14 protein-coding genes are annotated in these 19433 nt (G+C 39.6%); 6 read left to right on the forward strand and 8 right to left on the reverse strand.

All coding sequences use genetic code 11. The features are described 5' to 3' along the window. Positions 1–189 precede the first annotated feature (189 nt). The 3 genes from PR767_RS15930 to PR767_RS15940 all read right to left on the reverse strand — a co-directional run bounded on the left by PR767_RS15930 (position 190) and on the right by PR767_RS15940 (position 2739). Positions 190–489, reverse strand: coding sequence for a hypothetical protein (locus tag PR767_RS15930; protein WP_004914650.1), 300 nt, complete (start codon positions 487–489; stop codon positions 190–192). A gap of 438 nt (positions 490–927) precedes the next feature. Next, complete coding sequence (locus PR767_RS15935) at positions 928–1527, reverse strand: nitroreductase family protein (protein ID WP_004914649.1); 600 nt, start codon at positions 1525–1527, stop codon at positions 928–930. A 351-nt stretch (positions 1528–1878) separates the two neighbouring features. After that, positions 1879–2739 carry a MetQ/NlpA family ABC transporter substrate-binding protein gene (locus PR767_RS15940; protein WP_004914646.1) on the reverse strand — a complete coding sequence of 287 codons (861 nt, stop codon included), beginning with the start codon at positions 2737–2739 and terminating at the stop codon, positions 1879–1881. Positions 2740–2977: 238 nt separating this feature from the next. Here PR767_RS15940 and PR767_RS15945 point away from each other — a divergent pair, with 238 nt between their 5' ends. Further along, positions 2978–4012, forward strand: a complete 1035-nt coding sequence (locus PR767_RS15945; protein WP_109911871.1) for an isopenicillin N synthase family dioxygenase — start codon at positions 2978–2980, stop codon at positions 4010–4012. A 48-nt stretch (positions 4013–4060) separates the two neighbouring features. After that, positions 4061–5344 (forward strand): cystathionine gamma-synthase family protein, encoded by a 1284-nt coding sequence (locus PR767_RS15950; RefSeq protein WP_272520598.1) that lies wholly within the window; start codon positions 4061–4063, stop codon positions 5342–5344. 47 nt (positions 5345–5391) lie between these two features. Here PR767_RS15950 and PR767_RS15955 read toward each other — a convergent pair whose 3' ends face one another. Both PR767_RS15955 and sbcD read right to left on the reverse strand, forming a co-directional pair. Continuing rightward, on the reverse strand, positions 5392–9075 hold the full coding sequence (locus PR767_RS15955; protein WP_272520599.1) for an AAA family ATPase: 3684 nt from the start codon (positions 9073–9075) through the stop codon (positions 5392–5394). A gap of 1 nt (position 9076) precedes the next feature. Beyond that, positions 9077–10291 carry an exonuclease subunit SbcD gene (gene sbcD, locus PR767_RS15960; protein ID WP_272520600.1) on the reverse strand — a complete coding sequence of 405 codons (1215 nt, stop codon included), beginning with the start codon at positions 10289–10291 and terminating at the stop codon, positions 9077–9079. Between the two features lie 250 nt (positions 10292–10541). On the opposite strand from sbcD, the gene phoB reads away from it, so the two are divergent. The 3 genes from phoB (at position 10542) to brnQ (ending at position 14381) form a co-directional block, all read left to right on the forward strand. Continuing rightward, positions 10542–11231, forward strand: a complete 690-nt coding sequence (phoB, locus tag PR767_RS15965; RefSeq protein WP_004914638.1) for a phosphate regulon transcriptional regulator PhoB — start codon at positions 10542–10544, stop codon at positions 11229–11231. Positions 11232–11254: 23 nt separating this feature from the next. Beyond that, positions 11255–12565, forward strand: a complete 1311-nt coding sequence (phoR, locus tag PR767_RS15970; RefSeq protein WP_272520602.1) for a phosphate regulon sensor histidine kinase PhoR — start codon at positions 11255–11257, stop codon at positions 12563–12565. A 490-nt stretch (positions 12566–13055) separates the two neighbouring features. Further along, a complete protein-coding gene (brnQ, locus tag PR767_RS15975; protein WP_004914636.1) occupies positions 13056–14381 on the forward strand; it encodes a branched-chain amino acid transport system II carrier protein in 1326 nt (441 codons plus the stop codon). Positions 14382–14438: 57 nt separating this feature from the next. Here the strand turns inward: brnQ and ggt are convergent, their stop codons facing one another. The 3 genes from ggt to PR767_RS15990 all read right to left on the reverse strand — a co-directional run bounded on the left by ggt (position 14439) and on the right by PR767_RS15990 (position 17875). Further along, a complete protein-coding gene (gene ggt / locus PR767_RS15980) occupies positions 14439–16205 on the reverse strand; it encodes a gamma-glutamyltransferase (protein ID WP_196723296.1) in 1767 nt (588 codons plus the stop codon). A gap of 238 nt (positions 16206–16443) precedes the next feature. After that, a complete protein-coding gene (locus PR767_RS15985) occupies positions 16444–17046 on the reverse strand; it encodes a peroxiredoxin C (RefSeq protein ID WP_272520603.1) in 603 nt (200 codons plus the stop codon). A gap of 217 nt (positions 17047–17263) precedes the next feature. Continuing rightward, positions 17264–17875, reverse strand: a complete 612-nt coding sequence (locus tag PR767_RS15990; RefSeq protein WP_117162859.1) for an acyl carrier protein phosphodiesterase — start codon at positions 17873–17875, stop codon at positions 17264–17266. A gap of 476 nt (positions 17876–18351) precedes the next feature. Between PR767_RS15990 and queA the strand changes: the two genes are divergently transcribed. Then, complete coding sequence (gene queA, locus PR767_RS15995; RefSeq protein ID WP_109911878.1) at positions 18352–19422, forward strand: tRNA preQ1(34) S-adenosylmethionine ribosyltransferase-isomerase QueA; 1071 nt, start codon at positions 18352–18354, stop codon at positions 19420–19422. The last annotated feature ends 11 nt before the right edge of the window (positions 19423–19433 follow it).

The following is a 19433-nucleotide window of genomic DNA, read 5'->3' on the forward strand; positions in this document are numbered from 1 at the left end:
CGTATTTGTATTATTCGAGCCTACCTACGGGTGGGCTTTTTAATGGCTAACTGATAGGTTTGGGAGGCGATTTTTTAGAGGAAAAGACGCGAAGTGAGGATAATAAGGGAAAATAGTGCTCGGAATATAAACATCACTTTTAAAGTTTAATACCCCGAGCGGTTATAATTTAATGTAGGCATCATATTACTATTCATAAAAAACATTCAACATAGGTAATTTAGAATATTTATCATATTCTACTTTAACATATTCAGACTCTATCTTTTGGCCCTCTTTTAAGGAACGGGTTATCGAGATGTCTTTACCTTTCCGGTAACATTTAACATTAACTTGCTCTTTATGTTCAACATTGACTGAACATTGTGGCTCATAGATATAACCTGTAAATGAAATTGTACCTCCTGATGAATTATTGCCTGCATAGGTGAAAGAACAACTTGAAATGATTATAGCAACAACAGATGTTAGTAAAGATAAACCTTTCATAGTCCACCCCCTTAATAACACGTTACACGATGAAGCGTGTTTTTGTGCTTTCACTTTTAGTGTAGTTCAAATATCCATAATGCAAAACTAAAAATGAAAATATACTTAGAGTTTAGTGGGGTGATTGATTAATTCGTTGATAAGTATCAATTTATCTATTTGTTTAATTTCTTCTGATCAATTAATGATCAAGTGGTAATGAAAGTGTAATAATAACAGTGTAATTGTAAATATTTATATTTATTTCGATAAAGTATTTTTAATAAATATGTTTTGTTGATAGCGCAGATTAATTTAGAATAAGTTATTATTATATTTTAAATGGTGGAAATCATAAGTGATGACATTAAGCTATGCACTTTAATAATATGATATAAATAAAATCCCCCCGTAAGTATATTACGAGGGGATTATTTAAAATTTTAGTATTATTTCAGCTTATTTGAAAACTTTGAAACGAACATCATCGTCCATAAAGTCTTTATCACCTGCTGGTGAATTAATAGAACCAAATACCATTTGAGCGCGTAATATCCAGTTAGCAGGCACATTCCATGCTGCTTGAACGTCATTATCAATCAGTGGATTATAGTGTTGTAAAGATGCACCAATATTTTCTTGTGATAATGCAGTCCAGACTGCGAATTGAGCGATACCACTGGCTTGTTCAGACCAAATTGGGAAGTTATCCGCATATAAAGGAAATTGCTCTTGTAAGCCTTTTACGATGTCTTGGTCTTCAAAAAACAGAATAGAACCGGCACCTGCAGCAAAGCTATCAATTTTTTGTTCTGTTGCAGCGAAGGCTTGCTCAGGAACAATTTTACGTAGTGCTTCTTTGGTCATATTCCATAATTTTTTGTGTTCAGCACCAAATAAAATTACGACACGAGATGTTTGTGAGTTAAATGATGATGGTGAATGTTTAACTGCTTCTTTAATTAATTTCGTGACGTGTTCTTCTGATACAGGTAAAGCATCGCCGAGGTTATAAATGGTACGACGATTTTTAATCATTTCGATAAATGCGTTAGACATTTTAGTCTCCTAGCTTTTCATTAGCGCACGGCATGTTATTGAATAAATCTTAGAAGCCGTAGTGTGTTTCAATGATTATTACTATAACGTGGGGAATAAAAAATCATAGAAAAAAAATTTAACGATAAGGTTCAAATTTTTGCGCCAAGTTAAGGGTTGGATTTAATTGATTTAAAATCAATAGGTTATTTTTATTTTTAGCGATGATTCATAGCAAAAAACCACATTAATAAACACTAATGAATAATATGCATAGAAAATAATTGAGTATAAAAGGGGGAGGAATATGGGAAATGAAAGAGCCTAGCTAGAGGCGTAACCCTGCTAGGCAAGAATGATAACTAGTTTTACTTAATTGAGTTCACTAACATTTTTGGTTATTTCGATTTTAGTTCCGCCAAAATTATCAATGATGTACTTTCTTACCGCTTCAGTGTGGTACAGTTCTGCTAATTTGGCAAATTTGGGGTTATCCTTGTTATCTGTTTTAACGACTAATAAATTGATATTATTGATAATAGTCTCATCATTTTCTTCCCTAAATAACGAGTCAGTTAAAACATTTAACCCACCTTCTTGTGCAGCTGTATTACCGATGACTGCGATATCAACATCAGGTAATGCCCTTGGGCCATGAGCATATTTTATTTGCCTAAACACTAAGTTCTTAGGGTTCGAGACAATATCATTAGTAGACCCTGTGGCTTGGTTGAAATCAGGTTTTAATGCAATTAACCCTGACTTTTCAAGTAATTTAAGTGCACGTATATGGTTGGCGGCATCGTTAGGAATGGCAACGATAGATTGCTGAGGTAAATCAGCCAATTTTTTATGCTTTACCGAATATATGCCCATTGGCTCAAAATAGGTGGTTGAAATTGCGGTTAATTGGTTATTATGACTTTTATTAAAATCTTTTAAAAAGCCCCAAGATTGAAATGCATTAACATCAACATCTCCGTCAATAGTGGCGACATTAAGTGTTATTCCATCATCAATAATTTTGACATCAATATCGAGGTTGGCTTTTTTAGCTTCCGGTGATTGAGCAATAAATTGCCATATATCTGCATCACTACCGTGGCTACCAATAACAATTTTTTGTGATGCTGCTTTTTGTGACTCTGTTGTTTCGTTAGTGCTTTCTTCTTGGGAACATGCCACCAAGGCCGTTAACGACAAAGACAATAACACTGCAGGTAGTTTTTTCATTTGATGATCTCTAATTGGTTTTGTTATCAGTATCTAACCAAATAAAAATAACGCTTTATAAATAATATTTTTTCCACATTTTTTCTTTTTAGTTATATGAGGCTAAAATATTCAAAAAGTTATATCGATATAGTTTTAAATTATTTTTAGTAATATCAGATGTGGTATTTAATCGAGTGATAAATATATCGTGAATTTTATTCATTATTTAAATAAATATTTAAAAAGGCCGATTAATATGTCTATCACACAATTACCTATTATTGATTTACATGAGCTTGAAAACCCTGAAACACGAGAGAGTTTCTATAAAAAATTGCGCTTTATTGCCAGGGAAATTGGCTTTTTTTATCTCGTTGGGCATAATATTTCCGTTGGCACCCGAGAGCAATTATTAGCGACAACCAAGCAATTTTTTGCCTTACCTCAAAGCGAAAAAGAAAGTATCTCGATGGAATACTCAAAGCATTTTCGAGGGTACACGGCATCCACTGAAGAGAGCACTCGTAGCCAGCCAGATTACCGTGAACAGATTGATATTGGCGAAGAGTTACCGGCATTACAACTTAATCAAGATGACCCTATCTGGTTTAATTTACATGGGCCAAACCAATGGCCACAATCCTTACCTGAACTTAAACCCCAAGCACTTGCGTGGCAACGTGAAATGCGAACCATTGCGGTAAAATTAATTAAAGCATTTTTAGTTGCATTAGAATTGCCTGAAAATAGCTTTGATGAAATTATTGCCGACCCTGCCCAACATTTATTAAAACTTATTCATTATCCGGCAAGGGAAGATAATAATGAAGGGGAGCAAGGGGTTGGAGCGCACAAAGATGCGGGAATTTTAACCTTATTATGGCAGGATAATAGTGGGGGGCTACAAGTTGAAACTGATGCTGGTTGGATAGATGTTGAACCTTTGGAAAATGCATTTGTGGTAAATATTGGAGAAGTATTTGAATTAGCCACTAATGGCTATTTACGTGCGAATGTTCATCAAGTTGTTAGGCGTAAAAATAGTCATTCCCGCTATTCCATTGCTTATTTTATTACACCAAATATTTTTGCGGAAGAAGTCCCATTATTAAATTTACCCCATTATTTAGCACAACAAGCGTTAGGGCCGGATAGCGATCCATTAAACCCATTATTTACTAATCTTGGAAAAAATGTCATTAAAGGGCGTTTGCGTTCCCATTTAACAGTAACTCGTCGCTTTTATCCTAAGGAATATGAGCAAATAATAAGTAATAACAATATTATCTGAGTAATCGAGTCGTTAGAGATATGATGATAAACCGTATTGGAGCTAAAAATGTCAGAACAAAGCTATCAAAAGGATTTACAAGGTAAAGAATTATCCCCAGAAACTTTAATGATGAGTTATGGGTATGACCCTAAGCTTTCAGAAGGATCAATTAAACCGCCTGTTTTTCTGACATCTACATTTGTATTTAAAACTGCTCAGGAAGGAAAAGATTTTTTTAATTTAGTTAGTGGGCGCACACAAACAAGCGAAAACCAGAAACAAGGACTGGTGTATTCACGTTTTAACCACCCAAATAGTGAGATTGTTGAAGATAGACTAGCCCTGTATGAAGGTGCAGAAAGCGCAGCGCTATTTTCTTCCGGTATGTCGGCAATTACAACTTGCTTAATGGCAGTATTGCAACCGGGTGATGTACTACTCCACTCTCAGCCACTCTATGGTGGAACTGAAACCCTATTTTTAAACACGTTGGCTCGTTTCGGAATAACTTCGGTTCCATTTCAAAATGGGTACGAGCAGAAATCCATCTTAGAAGTTGCTAATCGAGTCGGGAAAGAGCAAAAAATTGCGGCTATCTATATTGAAACACCATCTAACCCATTGAATACACTTGTTGATATTGAATTAATTAGCCATGTGGCTAAGCAGATAGCTGCGAAGCAAAATGGGCAAACTCCGTTAGTCATTTGCGACAATACGTTGCTAGGGCCTGTGTTTCAAAAGCCTTTGTCGTTAGGTGCAGATTTGAGTGTGTACTCACTAACTAAATATGTGGGAGGGCATTCAGACTTAGTCGCAGGTGCGGTGGTTGGAAGTCAGAAGCTAGTCAAGAAAGTAAAAGCTCAACGTAATGCCATCGGTACACAGCTTGACCCTCACTCTAGCTGGATGTTAGGGCGGTCGTTAGAAACATTACAATTACGTATGGAAAGGGCAAATGAGAGTGCAAAAGTATTAGCTGAATATCTCCATCAGCACCCTAAAGTCAGTAAAGTGCATTTTCCTGCTTTTTTTCCGAAAGCGAGTGTAGAGCATCAAGTTTATCAAAAACAATGTACAGGAGCGGGTTCAACTTTCTCTATCAATGTAGGGAATAATGAGGCGGATGCATTTCGTTTTCTAGACAACTTAGCAATCTTTAAATTAGCGGTTAGTTTAGGGGGAACTGAGTCGCTCGCTAGCCATCCGGCATCGACAACTCATTCAGGTGTTGCTCAAAAGGTCAGAGAGCAAATCGGTATTAGTGATAATTTAGTTCGTCTATCTATAGGTATTGAAAATGTGAATGACCTTAAATATGCATTGGAATTAGCATTAGAGGCGATTTAATCATCAGGGTGGGGAAATTTCCCACCCTGAATGGTCACTAAATTGAGTTAGGTGATGCGATATTGTGCGGGAAGTTCGCTAAAGCCAAGCCCATTGCCTTTTTTCACTGCAATTTGGACGGGAATACGTTCTTTCATTGCTTCCACATGGCTAATTACGCCAATAGTTTTGCCAGATGCATTTAAACTTTCTAATGCATCAAGGGCAATATCTAACGTTTCTGCATCTAAAGTACCAAAACCTTCGTCTAAAAAGAGCGATTCTAATTGTGTACGGTGACTTACCATATCGGATAGCGCTAAAGCTAACGCTAAACTCACTAAAAAACTTTCCCCACCCGAAAGGGTTTTAATATCTCGAATGCTATCCGCTTGCCAGCCATCAATAACTTGTAATTCAAGGTTTGCTTGGTGGCTACGCTGTAATAAATAGCGGCCATGAAGTTTCTCAAGCTGTTGATTTGCTAAAGAAACTAAACAGTCCAAAGTTAAGCCCTGCGCATAACGTCGGAATTTATCTCCTTCAGCAGAACCAATAAGTAAGCTGAGATAGCTCCAGTCATCATAACTTAATTGGCTTTTTTCTATTTGTTGCAGCAAATCTTGTTGTTGATGGCGCAGTTGCTTGTCTGTACTGAGCTGGTTAATTATCTGGCCTTGTTTTTGGTTTATTTGCTTAATTTCTTCATCGAACTGAGTAACAATTGTTTGTAATTGCGTTTCATTAAGCGCTGAAAAATCAGTGATACGCTGTTGATTCAGTGCTTCAATAGCCTGCAACCCCTCTTTATAACGCGTTTCACACTGTATGCGAGCTTGGTTAATATGTTGTTTTAGTGCTTCTAATTGTTGTTTTTCTTCATGGCTGATTAACGCATCAAGGAAAGCTTGTTGATGACGAAATGGGCTATCCATAAGTGCTTGAGTAAACAGGGTATTAGCTTGTATTTGCGCCAGTTTTGTTTTTTCACAGGCGTCAATGAGCTCTTGATAACTTCCATTCATCGATGCGATGGTTTTATCAACCTCATTGAGTTGTTTGCTTAATTGTTCCTGAGTTTGGAAAAGTATGGTTTGTTTGTCATTCAACTGCTGAATAAATTGGCTGATAGCTAAGCCAGAAAGCAGTGTTTTTCGTTGCGCTGTTTTTTGCTCTAAACCTAACTCAATTTGTTTAAGGCGATTTCTTTCTTGTTCAATTTGTTGATTGAGAATATTGAGTTGCTCTGACTCAACTTTTAATGTGGCATAATTGACCTCAATTTGTTGGCTAAGTGTTTGCGCCGCCATTTTTTGGTTATTAAAACGCTCACTTCGCTGAGTAATATCGAGAACCCATTCATCGAACTTATCTTTATCTGGCACATTTAAGTTAAATGGCGCTAGGGTAGATTGCCACTGCTCTATTTGTCTCTGTTTACGTTGTTGGAATTGGCTCTGTTCTTTTTGCAACTCATCATGTTGTTGTGTTTGGTTTTTTAAGCGTTCTTCGACTAATAACAGGTCTGATTGCAACTGGGTAAAGCTTGCTTGTTGTTCGTGTAAATGATGTTTGGTTTGCTGGTATTCACGCTCAAGAGCAGCCATATCCACAACTATTTTCTGTTGCGTCGCCAATTGCTCTGTTAATTGATTAACAAAGAGCGTAACGGCTTGTTCATTTTGGGCCAACTCAGGTGTGAGTGCTTGCTCACATGTCTTTTGCCACTGTTGGTTAAATACATCGAATTGTTCATTGATTTGCTGCTGTTGCTGTAAATTTTCGTTTTGACGTTGTTTTTGTGTGTGAAGTTGTGATTCTAACTGGGTTTGTTGTTGTTTTAATTGGTCGAGTTTATTTGTTAGTTCAATGAGTTGTTGCTGTGTTTCACTGAGATGGATTGATTGATAATCGTTAACTGCCGGGTGTTCTGTTGAACCACATAATGGGCAGGGGTTACCTGCTATTAGTTGCTGGCGCTCATGCTCTAGGCTGACAATTTTTTGTTCTAATTGTAATTTATCATTGGTTAGTTTGATGAGTGGGGTCAATTCATTAATATGTGTTACCGCAAGGCTCAACGCTTTTTGCGTAGTGATGATATCTTGCGCTAATTCAACATCTTTTTGGAGCTGTTTCTGTTTTTGCGTTTGCGCATTAAGGCATTGAGATAATATTAATGGCAATAACTTAGCATGTTGCAAACGTGCTTGTAGCTGTTCAATGTGTTGATTGATGGTGTTAATGTCATGTTTTTCTTGGTTTCGCTTGTAGATTTCTTCTTGTTTTTTGAACGCTACAGTGCTGTGCTCTAACTCGAGACGTTTTTGGGATAATTTCTCTGTTTGCTGCTGCTGTTGCCGCTGTAACTGCTCGACTTCATTTGAAAGTATCTGTTGTTTTTCGTGCAAGCTGGCCAGTTTATCAGCTAATTCGAAAATAAAATGGCCTTGTTGTTGCCAACTGCCTATTTGTGAACTGAGCTCAGCGTCTTTTGGGTGTTCTTCTAGGAATATATTGTGTTTTTTTAACTCAATGTACGCATTTTGGATCTGACTTTGCGTTTCACTAACTAAGCATTGCTTTTGCTGAAGAGTGATTTGTTGTTGTTCAATTTGCTGTTTAATTTCAGATTGTTGCTGTTTCAATTGTGCAATTTGGTTATCAAGAGGCCTGACTGTTTCTTCAATCAATTGATGTTGTTGTTTGGCAAAATCAAGGTGTTGTTGATACTCGGATTGCGATTTAAACAACTTTTCTTGCAGTGGGGCGCGCTCAGTTTGTTGGGTTTGCAAGCTAAGTTTCAAATGGTGTTGTTTATTCGTGTATTCAGTGAGTTGTTGCTGTTGTCGTTCAACTTCCTGCCATAATGGACGAAGGGATTCCGCAGGGGCACTATCAGCTAATCTTTTTAATTGAGGTTGCGCGGCTTGGAACTCAAGTTCGTTTTTTTTGAGTTCTTCATCAAGTGATTGCATGCGCTGGGTGAGTTGATGATATTGTTGCCACCAATTAACCCCTTGTTGGTGGCGAGCACGCTGTTGCTTGGTTTGTGCTTCTTGTTCAAGCAAATCGTTTTGCTGTACCAATAATTCTTGATGTTCTACTTCTGTGAGTAAATTAATGTTTTGCGCTTTTGCTTTTAGCAAATCTAAGTCAATTTTGGCTTGCTTGTGTTGATTAAAAACATAAATTGAAATTTGGCTATAAATTTCGGTGCCTGTAATTTCTTCAAGTAAATCAGCGCGTTCTTTCTCAGAGGCATTTAAAAAAGCCGCGAAGTCCCCTTGGGAGAGTAAAATGGATTTAGTAAAACGCTCATAATCAAGCCCTGTTATTTGCGCCACTAATTCTTTTATTTCTGTGATTTTTACGGTCAATATTTTACCATCAGCAACCGTTGCAAGCTCCGCTTTAGGCTGTTGTAAATTGCCATCAGGTTTCCCTCCAGCCCGTCGTTGGCTCCAAAAGGCTCGATAAGCTTTACCTTTGACCTCAAACTCTACCTCCGCGAGGCATTCCCCTGTATGGCGAGTCATCAGTTCATTTTGTGCATTAGAAATGGTTTTTAAACGCGGTGTTCGGTGATAAAGCGCGAGGCAAATCGCATCCAATAAGGTTGTTTTCCCTGCACCAGTGGCACCCGTAATGGCAAACAGGCCATTGCTAGCAAATGGCTCTTCAGTGAAATCAATTTTCCATTCACCTCTAAGAGAGTTAATATTTTTTAAACGTAAACTTAAAATTTTCATATTAACTTTCCTTGCTCAGTTGCACTGCGTCATAAGATTGTTGAAATAGCTGGAATAGACGCTGTTCACGCTCAGGATCTTCTAAAGACTCTTGAGCAAGGCGGCGTAAAAAAACGTCTTCTACGGTGAGTTCACTCAATGTTTCATTGGCCAAGGTTTGGCTTTGTCCCTGTATTTGCTTGCGTGCACGGCGTAGTATTACGACTTCGACTGGGAGGTCTTGTGTCAAAGCTTCAATACGTTGTTGGATATCGGCGAGGTAATCTTGTGAAGCAACTTCAATATCAAGCCAAATCGGTTTATCACCTTGGTAATCTTTCCATATCTCTAATTGCTGTTCTATTTGGTTTAAGGAGCCTTTAATACTTTGTAATGGCTGAATAATCGGGATTTCCAGTGGTGTGATTTGAGTCAATTCACTTCCGCTGAATTCAACAAGGCAGACACTTTTTTGTTGTGTCGTTTCGTCAAAGCTCAATGCAATAGGTGAACCGCAGTAGCGAATATTTTCTTGTCCTCCAATCACTTGGGGCCGGTGAATATGGCCAAGGGCAATATAGTCAGCGGGGGGAAAAGCCCCTGAAGGAAACGCATCTAACGTACCAATATAAATATCTCGTACAGAGTCAGTTAAGGCTGCGCCGACAACAGTTAAATGGCCTGTTGCAATAATTGGAATATCCAGCCCCAAAGCGGTTCGCTGTTCTAGCGCGAGTTGGTAGCTGGCTTGGTAATGATCATGAATAGCTGTTTGCAGCGAGCGTTGTTTCTCTTCAATATCTTGCCCTGCAATACTTAGTTGAATATCTCGAGGGCGTAAAAAAGGAATGGCACAGACTAAACCAATAGGTTGAGCCTGTTTATTGACTAAGGTAACAACATGGGGCTCACTTCCCGACGTAATGACTTGTGTATTTAAGTAACGAAGTAGAGCACTTGATTCATTGAGTACAGAAACTGAGTCGTGATTACCGCTTAAAATGACTAATTGGCAGCCTGTTTTTTGTAAATCAACAATAAATTTGTTGTACAGTTCACGTGCATAGCTAGGCGGAGAGCCTGTATCGAAGATATCACCAGCAACGATGACTGCATCAACGTGATGTAATTCCACTTGTTCAACGAGCCAATTCAAGAAATGTTGGTGCTCAGGCGCACGGCTTTTGGTAAAAAAATACTGACCAAGGTGCCAGTCTGAAGTATGAATAATGCGCATGAGCTATCAATTCCTATCAACAATAATGTGCACGAGCGTTCGATAACTGAGTATACCTGATCCAGATAACTCGTTGAGGGATGTTTGCGGCTTTATTACCATGTTGCGGAAATATTTCACTTAAATGACATTTAACCGCTAAAATAAAGATTAATATGAGTTTTGCTCATTGATATTCATAATTCTGTCATAAAAGTGACGCATAATGCTTTCACATTTTAAATGTCTTCTTAATTTTACAGGAACAATCATGGCAAGACGCATTCTAGTTGTTGAAGATGAAGCGCCCATCCGAGAAATGGTTTGTTTTGTATTAGAACAGAATGGTTTTCAGCCTATTGAAGCTGATGATTATGACAGTGCGATTGCACAACTCGTTGACCCTCTACCCGATCTCGTACTACTGGATTGGATGATCCCAGGGGGATCTGGAATCCAAGTAATTAAGCATATGAAGCGTGATAGCGCAACACGTGACGTTCCTGTCATGATGTTAACCGCACGAGGAGAAGAAGAAGACCGCGTAAAAGGTTTGGAAGTTGGCGCGGATGACTATCTGATTAAGCCGTTTTCACCAAAGGAATTAATCGCTCGGGTAAAGGCAATTTTACGTCGTATTTCACCAATGGCGACAGAAGATATTATTGAAATGAATGGGTTAACGTTAGACCCTACTTCTCATCGTGTGACCAGCAATGAAATCCCTATCGATATGGGGCCAACTGAATATAAATTACTGCATTTCTTCATGACTCACCCTGAACGCGTATATAGTAGAGAACAGCTACTAAATTATGTATGGGGAGCCAATGTGTATGTGGAAGATAGAACCGTTGATGTCCATATTCGGCGGTTAAGAAAGGCACTAGAGACGGAAGGTCATGATAAAATGGTACAAACTGTACGCGGTACAGGTTATCGTTTTTCTATCCGTTACTAAAAACCACAAAGGGAGAGGCATGCGTGCTTGAACGTTTATCGATTAAGCAGCTGATTTGGGGGCTGTTTTTATTTATCTTACCCGCCCTTATCTTATCGGTTTTTATTGGCCACCTAGCGTGGCTATTAGTGATATCGCTACTTGCTGCATTGATATGGCATGGGTATAACTTACTTAAACTCTCTTACTGGTTGTGGCTCGATAAAAGCATGTTACCACCCGAGGGGAAAGGAGGGTGGGAACCGATATTTTATGGCATCTACCAGATGCAACAACGTAATCGTAAACGCCGTCGTGAGCTAGGCCAGTTAATTAAACGGTTTCGTAGTGGCGCAGAATCACTACCTGATGCTGTGGTTATGATGACAACAGAAGGGAATATCTTCTGGTGTAATCGTCATGCGCAGGCTTTACTCGGTTTCCGTTGGCCTGAAGATAATGGCCAACATATTTTTAATTTATTACGTTACCCAGATTTTAGCCGATACTTCACCATTAAGCGTTATGACCAAGCGCTGACTATCGAGCTCAATAGTGGTGAAATTGTTGAATTTCGTATCTTGCCGTATACCGAAGGGCAGTTATTGATGGTAGCTCGAGATGTGACAGAAAAACGCCGTTTGGAAAAGGCCCGTAGGGACTTCTTTGCGAATGTAAGCCATGAATTACGAACTCCTCTTACTGTCATTCAAGGCTACCTTGAGGTCATGGATGACCAAGAAAATGTCACTGCGGCCAATAAAAAAGCACTGCATGTCATGCAAGAGCAAACTCATCGTATGGATAACTTGGTTAAACAGCTTTTGCAGTTATCACGTATAGAAATTGCTCCTCAAATTAACCTTGATGAGCAAGTGAATATCCCTGTCATTCTCAAAATGATTGAGCAAGAAGCGTTAAGTTTAAGCCAAGGGCGCCACCAGTTTGAATTTCATGTTGATGAAAAATTGCGTGTCCATGGTAATGAAGAACAATTACGAAGTGCAGTGGCGAATTTAGTCTATAACGCAATCAGCCATACGCCAGAAGGCACCAAAATTTGGGTTGAATGGCAAAGAAATGGTCAGGGTGCTCGCTTTAGTGTGAGAGATAACGGGCAAGGGATACCTACAGAGCATATTCCTCGTTTGACAGAACGGTTTTATCGGGTAGATAAAGCACGCTCCCGCCAAGGCGGTGGAGGTACCGGCCTTGGGTTGGCTATTGTTAAACATGCATTACAGCACCATAGCAGCCAATTGGTGGTAACAAGTCAATTAGGTAAAGGGAGTGAGTTTTCATTTACTTTACCGCCAGTATTTATTGTTGATGACAAAAAACTTAAAAATGGGTAAATAATTCCACTTTGTTAATATAATCAAAATATTAATAAAGTGGATTATTTCTATTTATCAATCCATACCTGTATTAAATTCAAAACATATATATTTAATGCTGATTATTGCTATCACATTAATTATATATTCTGTTAAATAATCAATTTTAATCACCAGAAAAAGACGAGTTGTTCATTTTTCGAGCAAAGCATATAACGAGTATTGGGATTTTACTGAAAGTAATCACTAGTTCTGAAAATTAGTTTAGTTATTTATTCTTGTTTTTCGGTTTGCTATTGCCTTTTTGCCCTATAAAAGTTCTACTTGTTGTCAGTTATTGGCGAATTTTTCTGTTTTTTGACTTTTCATTTCGTATGATACAAACAAACATGCTTTTTTATATTGTTAACAGTATGTTTATCAGAATTCTATCTCGCTATATATATTTCAAAGGGTTGCTAAGTGTAAACCCATAATTTTCTATTTTGTCACTTAAAAATAACATAATATGGCTCATCGTTTATCATCAAGAGATATCATCGCATTAGGCTTTATGACTTTTGCGTTATTCGTAGGGGCAGGAAACATTATCTTTCCTCCCATGGTTGGCTTGCAGGCAGGGGAACAAGTTTGGACTGCGGCACTAGGGTTTTTGGTTACAGGCGTGGGTTTACCTGTTTTAACCGTTATTGCGCTAGCTAAAGTGGGTGGGGGCATTGAAGCGCTCAGTACACCCGTTGGCAAAACGGCAGGGTTACTATTGGCGGTTGTTGCTTATTTGTCTGTAGGGCCTCTATTTGCAACGCCAAGAACGGCGACTGTATCCTATAAAGTCGGTATCGCACCTTTATTCGGTGGTGAGTCCGATATGCTGTTACTTATCTACAGCGTAGTTTACTTCGTTCTAGTTATCGGTATTTCACTATATCCCGGAAAACTGCTCGATAGCGTTGGGCACATTTTAGCACCTGTAAAAATGTTAGCCTTGGCTATTTTGGGTATTGCGGCTGTCATGTGGCCTGCGGGGGATCCGATCCCTTCTACAATAGAATACCGTGAGATGGCTTTCTCGAATGGCTTTATCAATGGTTATCTAACTATGGATACCCTTGGTGCTATGGTATTTGGTATCGTTATTGTTAATGCGGCGCGTTCAAGGGGTATCGAAAACTCTTCACTATTAACCCGTTACACTATGTGGGCAGGGTTAATTGCAGGGGTATTATTAACTCTGGTCTATTTGTCCTTGTTTAAGCTTGGTGAGAATAGCGGTTCGTTAATTCCAAACCCTGCTGATGGCGCTGATATTTTACATACCTATGTTCAGTATACTTTTGGTAATTACGGTAGCTTCTTCCTTGCGGTATTAATCTTTGTTGCCTGTATGGTAACTGCCGTGGGTTTAACTTGTGCCTGTGCCGAGTTCTTTAGCCGCTATGTACCGATTTCTTACCGTAAACTGGTATTGATCTTGGGTGTGTTCTCCATGGTGATCTCAAATTTAGGTTTGAGTAAGTTAATCGCCTTCTCATTACCCGTGCTAGTTTCAATTTATCCACCTTGTATTGTCTTAATTTTATTAAGCTTTACTTTGAAGTGGTGGAAAAACCCAACGATAGTGATTGCGCCGACAATGTTAGTTAGCTTTGTCGTCGGTTTAATCGGTGCCGTAAAAGCGTCAGACCATCTTAAAGGTTATATTCCTGAATGGATGACAGCAATGCCACTGTATAAACAAGACTTAGTCTGGGTATTACCAACTGTTGTTGTGATGGTCGTGGCTATTTTATGCGATAAGTTTGTGTCACCTGCTGCACAGCATAAGCAAGTGTAATTAATTGAAATTACAAAAAAGGAGCTAAATAGCTCCTTTTTCTATTTTATTAGGCCATTAATCAACACCGACAGCACTCCCTGCTGGGCGACGTACATCGTTAGAGCCATAAATGAAACCTTCGCGAACTTTCCCTGAAACAGCGGAATCATTACCCGAAGATTTGGCACTAACACCAGCTCCTTCAGGGATCGCGACCATAATCAGCTCGGCGGCACCCCACGGTGTTTGTTCAACCATCTGGTAACCCATTTTATCGAGTAGTGCTAAGGTGTCTTTAGAAACGCCTCTTTGCTCATAATAAACCTCATCAGGGAGCCACTGGTGGTGAATACGCGGTGCATTAACGGCTTCTTGTGGTGGCATACCATGGTCGATAATATTTAAAGCGGTTTGCAGCGTAATCGAAATAATTCGTGAGCCTCCGGGTGAACCGAGAACTAAAAATACTTTGCCATCTTTCGTCACGATAGTCGGGCTCATCGAGGATAGTGGGCGCTTACCTGGAGCAATAGAGTTGCGCTCCCCTTGTACTAAGCCATACAAATTTTTCTCGCCAACTTTCGTTGTAAAATCATCCATTTCATCGTTTAAGAAGAACCCTGTCCCCGGAGGGATAACGACAGAACCAAAGCGGCCATTAATCGTGTAAGTAGTTGAAACCGCATTTCCTTTTTCATCAACAACAGAATAATGCGTGGTCTCCGGTTTTTCGTGAGGCCCTATTCCAGGTTGAACTTGCGTGGATGGCGTTGCTTGGTTGGGTTTGATTTCTTTGCGTAACTCTTCTGCATAGGCTTTGCTGAGTAGCTTTTCCGTTGGGTTATCGACAAACTCAGGATCACCGAGGAAGGTATTTCTGTCCATATAAGCATGGCGCATCGCTTCCGTTAGAGTATGAATATAGTCCGCGGAGTTAAAGCCCATTTCTTTGAGGTCATACCCTTCTAAGATATTAAGCGTTTGGCAGATAGTCACTCCACCTGAACTTGGTGGTGGTGCAGAAATAAATTGATAGCCTCTATAGGTACAGCTAACAGGCGCTGTATCTGTGATAGTAAAATCTGCAAAATCTTTTGCGGTTAAGATGCCGCCATTTTTCTTAGAGGCTTCTTCAACAATTTCGGGGATTTCTCCTTCGTAAAAAGCAGAAGGGCCATTTTGGGCAATTTTTTCTAAGGTGTTAGCTAAATCGGTCTGAACTAACAAGTCACCGGGTTGGAAAGAACGACCATCCGGTTTTAAGAAGATACGTGCGACTTCAGGGTCTTGTTTAAAACGTTCTGTCGTGGTGTCGAGGACATCAGTATCCGCTCTAGTCAGCACAAAGCCTTCTCTTGCTAATTTAATAGCCGGCGCCATCACCTGCTGGCGGCTCATCGTACCGTATTTTTCTAAGGCATAGTCTAGGCCTTTAACGGTACCTGGTACACCTGACGCGAGGTAGCCATATAGGCTCGCATCTTTGATTAGTTTGCCGTCTTTATCTAAATACATATCTGCACTAGCGGCACCGGGCGCGGTTTCTCTAAAATTAATAAATAAATCTTTGCCATCGGCTAGATGAATAGTCATAAAGCCACCACCGCCGATATTGCCACAGCAAGGGTTAACTACGGCTTGTGCATATCCTACCGCAACAGCGGCATCAATAGCATTGCCGCCTGATTTTAGAATATCAGCCCCAATTTGTGATGCTAAATGTTGGGAGGAAACAACCATACCTTTTTTTGCTTCAACGGCAGGTTCAGAAGCGGCATACAGCTGATTAGAAACAAGTAAGGAAAGAAATAGAACCGCAGGGCGTAATGATGTTTTTATCATTCGTATCTCCCAGTTAGGGTTAATTGAGTTGTTCTATCGCACAAATATTCAATATGAATAGTTTGTTAATTATTTGTGTTTTTAATGTATAGCACACAATAATACAAAACATTGAGTATTTGAGTTAAGAATTGTTAACTGAGTGGAATAATTGCGAGTAGGAAGAGAAAAGATAGACTTGGTTCACAAAAGTAAAAAGCGGGCTTGATGCCCGCTTTTCTAAAACTCGCGTAACGAATTACAGTTTTGCAGAGTTTTTAGTAAGGTAGTCAGCAACGCCTTTTGGAGATGCATTCATACCTTCTTGGCCTTTTTCCCACTGAGCTGGGCAAACATCACCGTGCTCTTCGTGGAATTGCAGCGCGTCAACCATACGCAGCATTTCGTCGATATTACGGCCTAATGGTAGGTCATTAACCACTTGGTGGCGAACAATACCGTCTTTGTCAACGAGGAAAGAGCCACGCAGGGCAACGCCTGCATCTGGGTGCACGATGCCGTATGCTGCCATGATTTCACGTTTGATATCAGCAACCATTGGGTATTTAACTTCACCAATACCGCCTTTATCTACGGATGTTTGACGCCATGCGTTATGAACAAACTCAGAGTCAAAAGAAACACCGATGATTTCTACACCACGTTTTTGGAATTCTTCATAGCGGTGGTCAAATGCGATCAGCTCTGAAGGGCAAACGAAAGTAAAATCCATTGGCCAGAAGAAGATGACAGCAGGTTTACCAGCAATGTGTTTTTTTAAGTTGAAGTTTTCAACGATTTCACCGTTACCTAAAACAGCTGCTGCAGTAAAGTCAGGGGCTTGACGTGTTACCAGAACCATAATTTACTCCTATGAGTTTGAATTAAAGTTTTTTGTCCTGTCTATTTAATCACTGATAAATAGTGTGGATTTAGACTTCTGAAAGAATAGAAAAAGATCTTTTGACAATAAAGTCATTTAAACCGATTATTGTGATAGGTTTTAACTATCAATAATACTGGTTTATCAAATTAATATCAATAAGATAGTTTTATTCCACTAAAGTGCAAGCTTTAATTTATTCCTTTGTGTTAATTGTGACAGTCTGTACAAAAAAATGTTGCAGCGCATTAGCCATCATTTGCGGATAAAATTGAAAGAAAATAGTTTCTAACGCATCATACTGCAATAAAAAATCATCAAATGAACCACTTAGCGCACTGAGCTTGGGGCGTCTTCTTGCCATCCCACTCAGTGATTTTCCAATATAATTTTTATCTGCATAGCGTATTAGCCACTGTTGAGGCCAGAGATATTCATTTAACTCCTGGAATTTTTCAGGGGTATGACAAAGCTGCGGCTCAATTATTTTTCGGCAGTCACGTACAAAGTCTACTAGAGGTATTGATGGCTCAATAGTTGACCAATGCAGCGATAAAAAATGGTCCCAAACTAAATCCAATGTTATGGGGGCAACACGGCGATATTCATCACGAAATAACAATTTAGCTTCTTTGACTAAAGGGTGAGTATCTGTAATGCGGTCGACAGTTCGATGCATAAAGATACCAGAGACAATTTCGGGGGAGTAAAGGCCCACAGGGTTACCGCGGACGTAGTCAGCCATGATGTTGCCGAGTAAGGAGCTGTCAGCGAGATGGGCCAGGTGGAGGTGCGCTAAATAATTCACTTTAAAATGTCCGTCGTCTTTCAAACCACAGGGGTGTTAGCTTCGTAAAGCCACCCGAATCACATACTCATGTATGCTCATCGGGATATCTTTACTTGCTGCCTACCTGTGATTCGAAATCCATAGGACATGCAACGCAGCTTAGCTAACTTTTTGATTGCTCAAACTATAGCAGTAATTATGTTGAATTCGAAACTCACAGGACATTACTTGGCAGAGGAATAAAGAATTCCTCTAATTTGAAATTCATGGGTATACCTATCGAGTAGAAAAAAGTCGAAATAAATTTGTTATAAAAGTTTATTGAAATTGAAATAATTCATTCTTTGAATGGATAAATAGTACGCAGAATTTTTTGCTAACAAATTATTTGTTAAAAAATGGTGGTTTTTTGTCCGATTTTGCGCTTATTTCTTGCGCCAAAGTCAGTGCGGCACTAGACTAGTCGCCTGTTTTTTTAGATTGATGTCAATACAATGCGTGTTTCCGATTTTACTTTTGAATTACCTGAAGAACTGATTGCCCATTATCCGCAGGCTGAGCGTAGTGCTTGCCGTTTATTAAGCCTAGATGGCGGCTCAGGGCAGCTCACGCATGGTGTTTTTACCGATATTCTAGAAAAATTGGAGCATGGTGACTTGCTGGTGTTCAATAACACTCGCGTGATCCCCGCACGGTTATTTGGGCGCAAAGTTAGCGGTGGTAAAATTGAAGTTCTGATTGAGCGTATGTTGGATGAACACCGCGTGCTCGCTCATGTTAGGGCATCAAAAGCACCAAAAGAAGGGGCTGAATTACTGCTAGGCGAAGATGAAAGCGTGAATGCGACGATGGTCGCGCGTCATGGTGCATTGTTTGAACTGCGTTTTGACGATGAACGTGATGTATTAAGCATTCTAAACCAAATTGGTCATATGCCTCTCCCGCCTTATATTGATCGTCCTGATGAAGAATCAGATAAAGAACTTTATCAAACCGTATATAGTGAAAAACCAGGGGCTGTTGCAGCACCAACGGCGGGCTTACACTTTGATGAACCGTTACTTGAAGCATTGCGCCAAAAAGGCGTAGAAATGGCGTTTGTAACATTGCATGTGGGAGCCGGTACTTTTCAACCTGTACGTGTTGATACGATCGAAGATCACATTATGCATTCTGAATATGCAGAAGTACCACAAGAGGTCGTCGATGCCGTTTTAGCCTGTAAAGCCAGAGGTAATCGCGTTATCGCTGTTGGAACGACGTCCGTTCGGTCGCTAGAAAGTGCCGCAAAAGCGAGCCAAGATGCTTTAATTGCTCCATTTTTTGATGATACCCAAATCTTTATTTATCCAGGGTATGAATATCAGGTGATAGATGCACTGATCACCAACTTCCACTTACCGGAATCGACATTGATTATGTTGGTTTCTGCGTTTGCTGGATACAAAAACACCATGAATGCATATAAAGAAGCCGTTGAACAAAAATACCGCTTCTTTAGTTATGGTGATGCTATGTTCATTACCCCCAATACAAATGCTCGATTCGAGAAAATTGGTGAGTAATCAGTTTGAAG

It is taken from the genome of Providencia sp. PROV223 (assembly GCF_028479245.1).
Classification (GTDB): domain Bacteria; phylum Pseudomonadota; class Gammaproteobacteria; order Enterobacterales; family Enterobacteriaceae; genus Providencia; species Providencia rettgeri.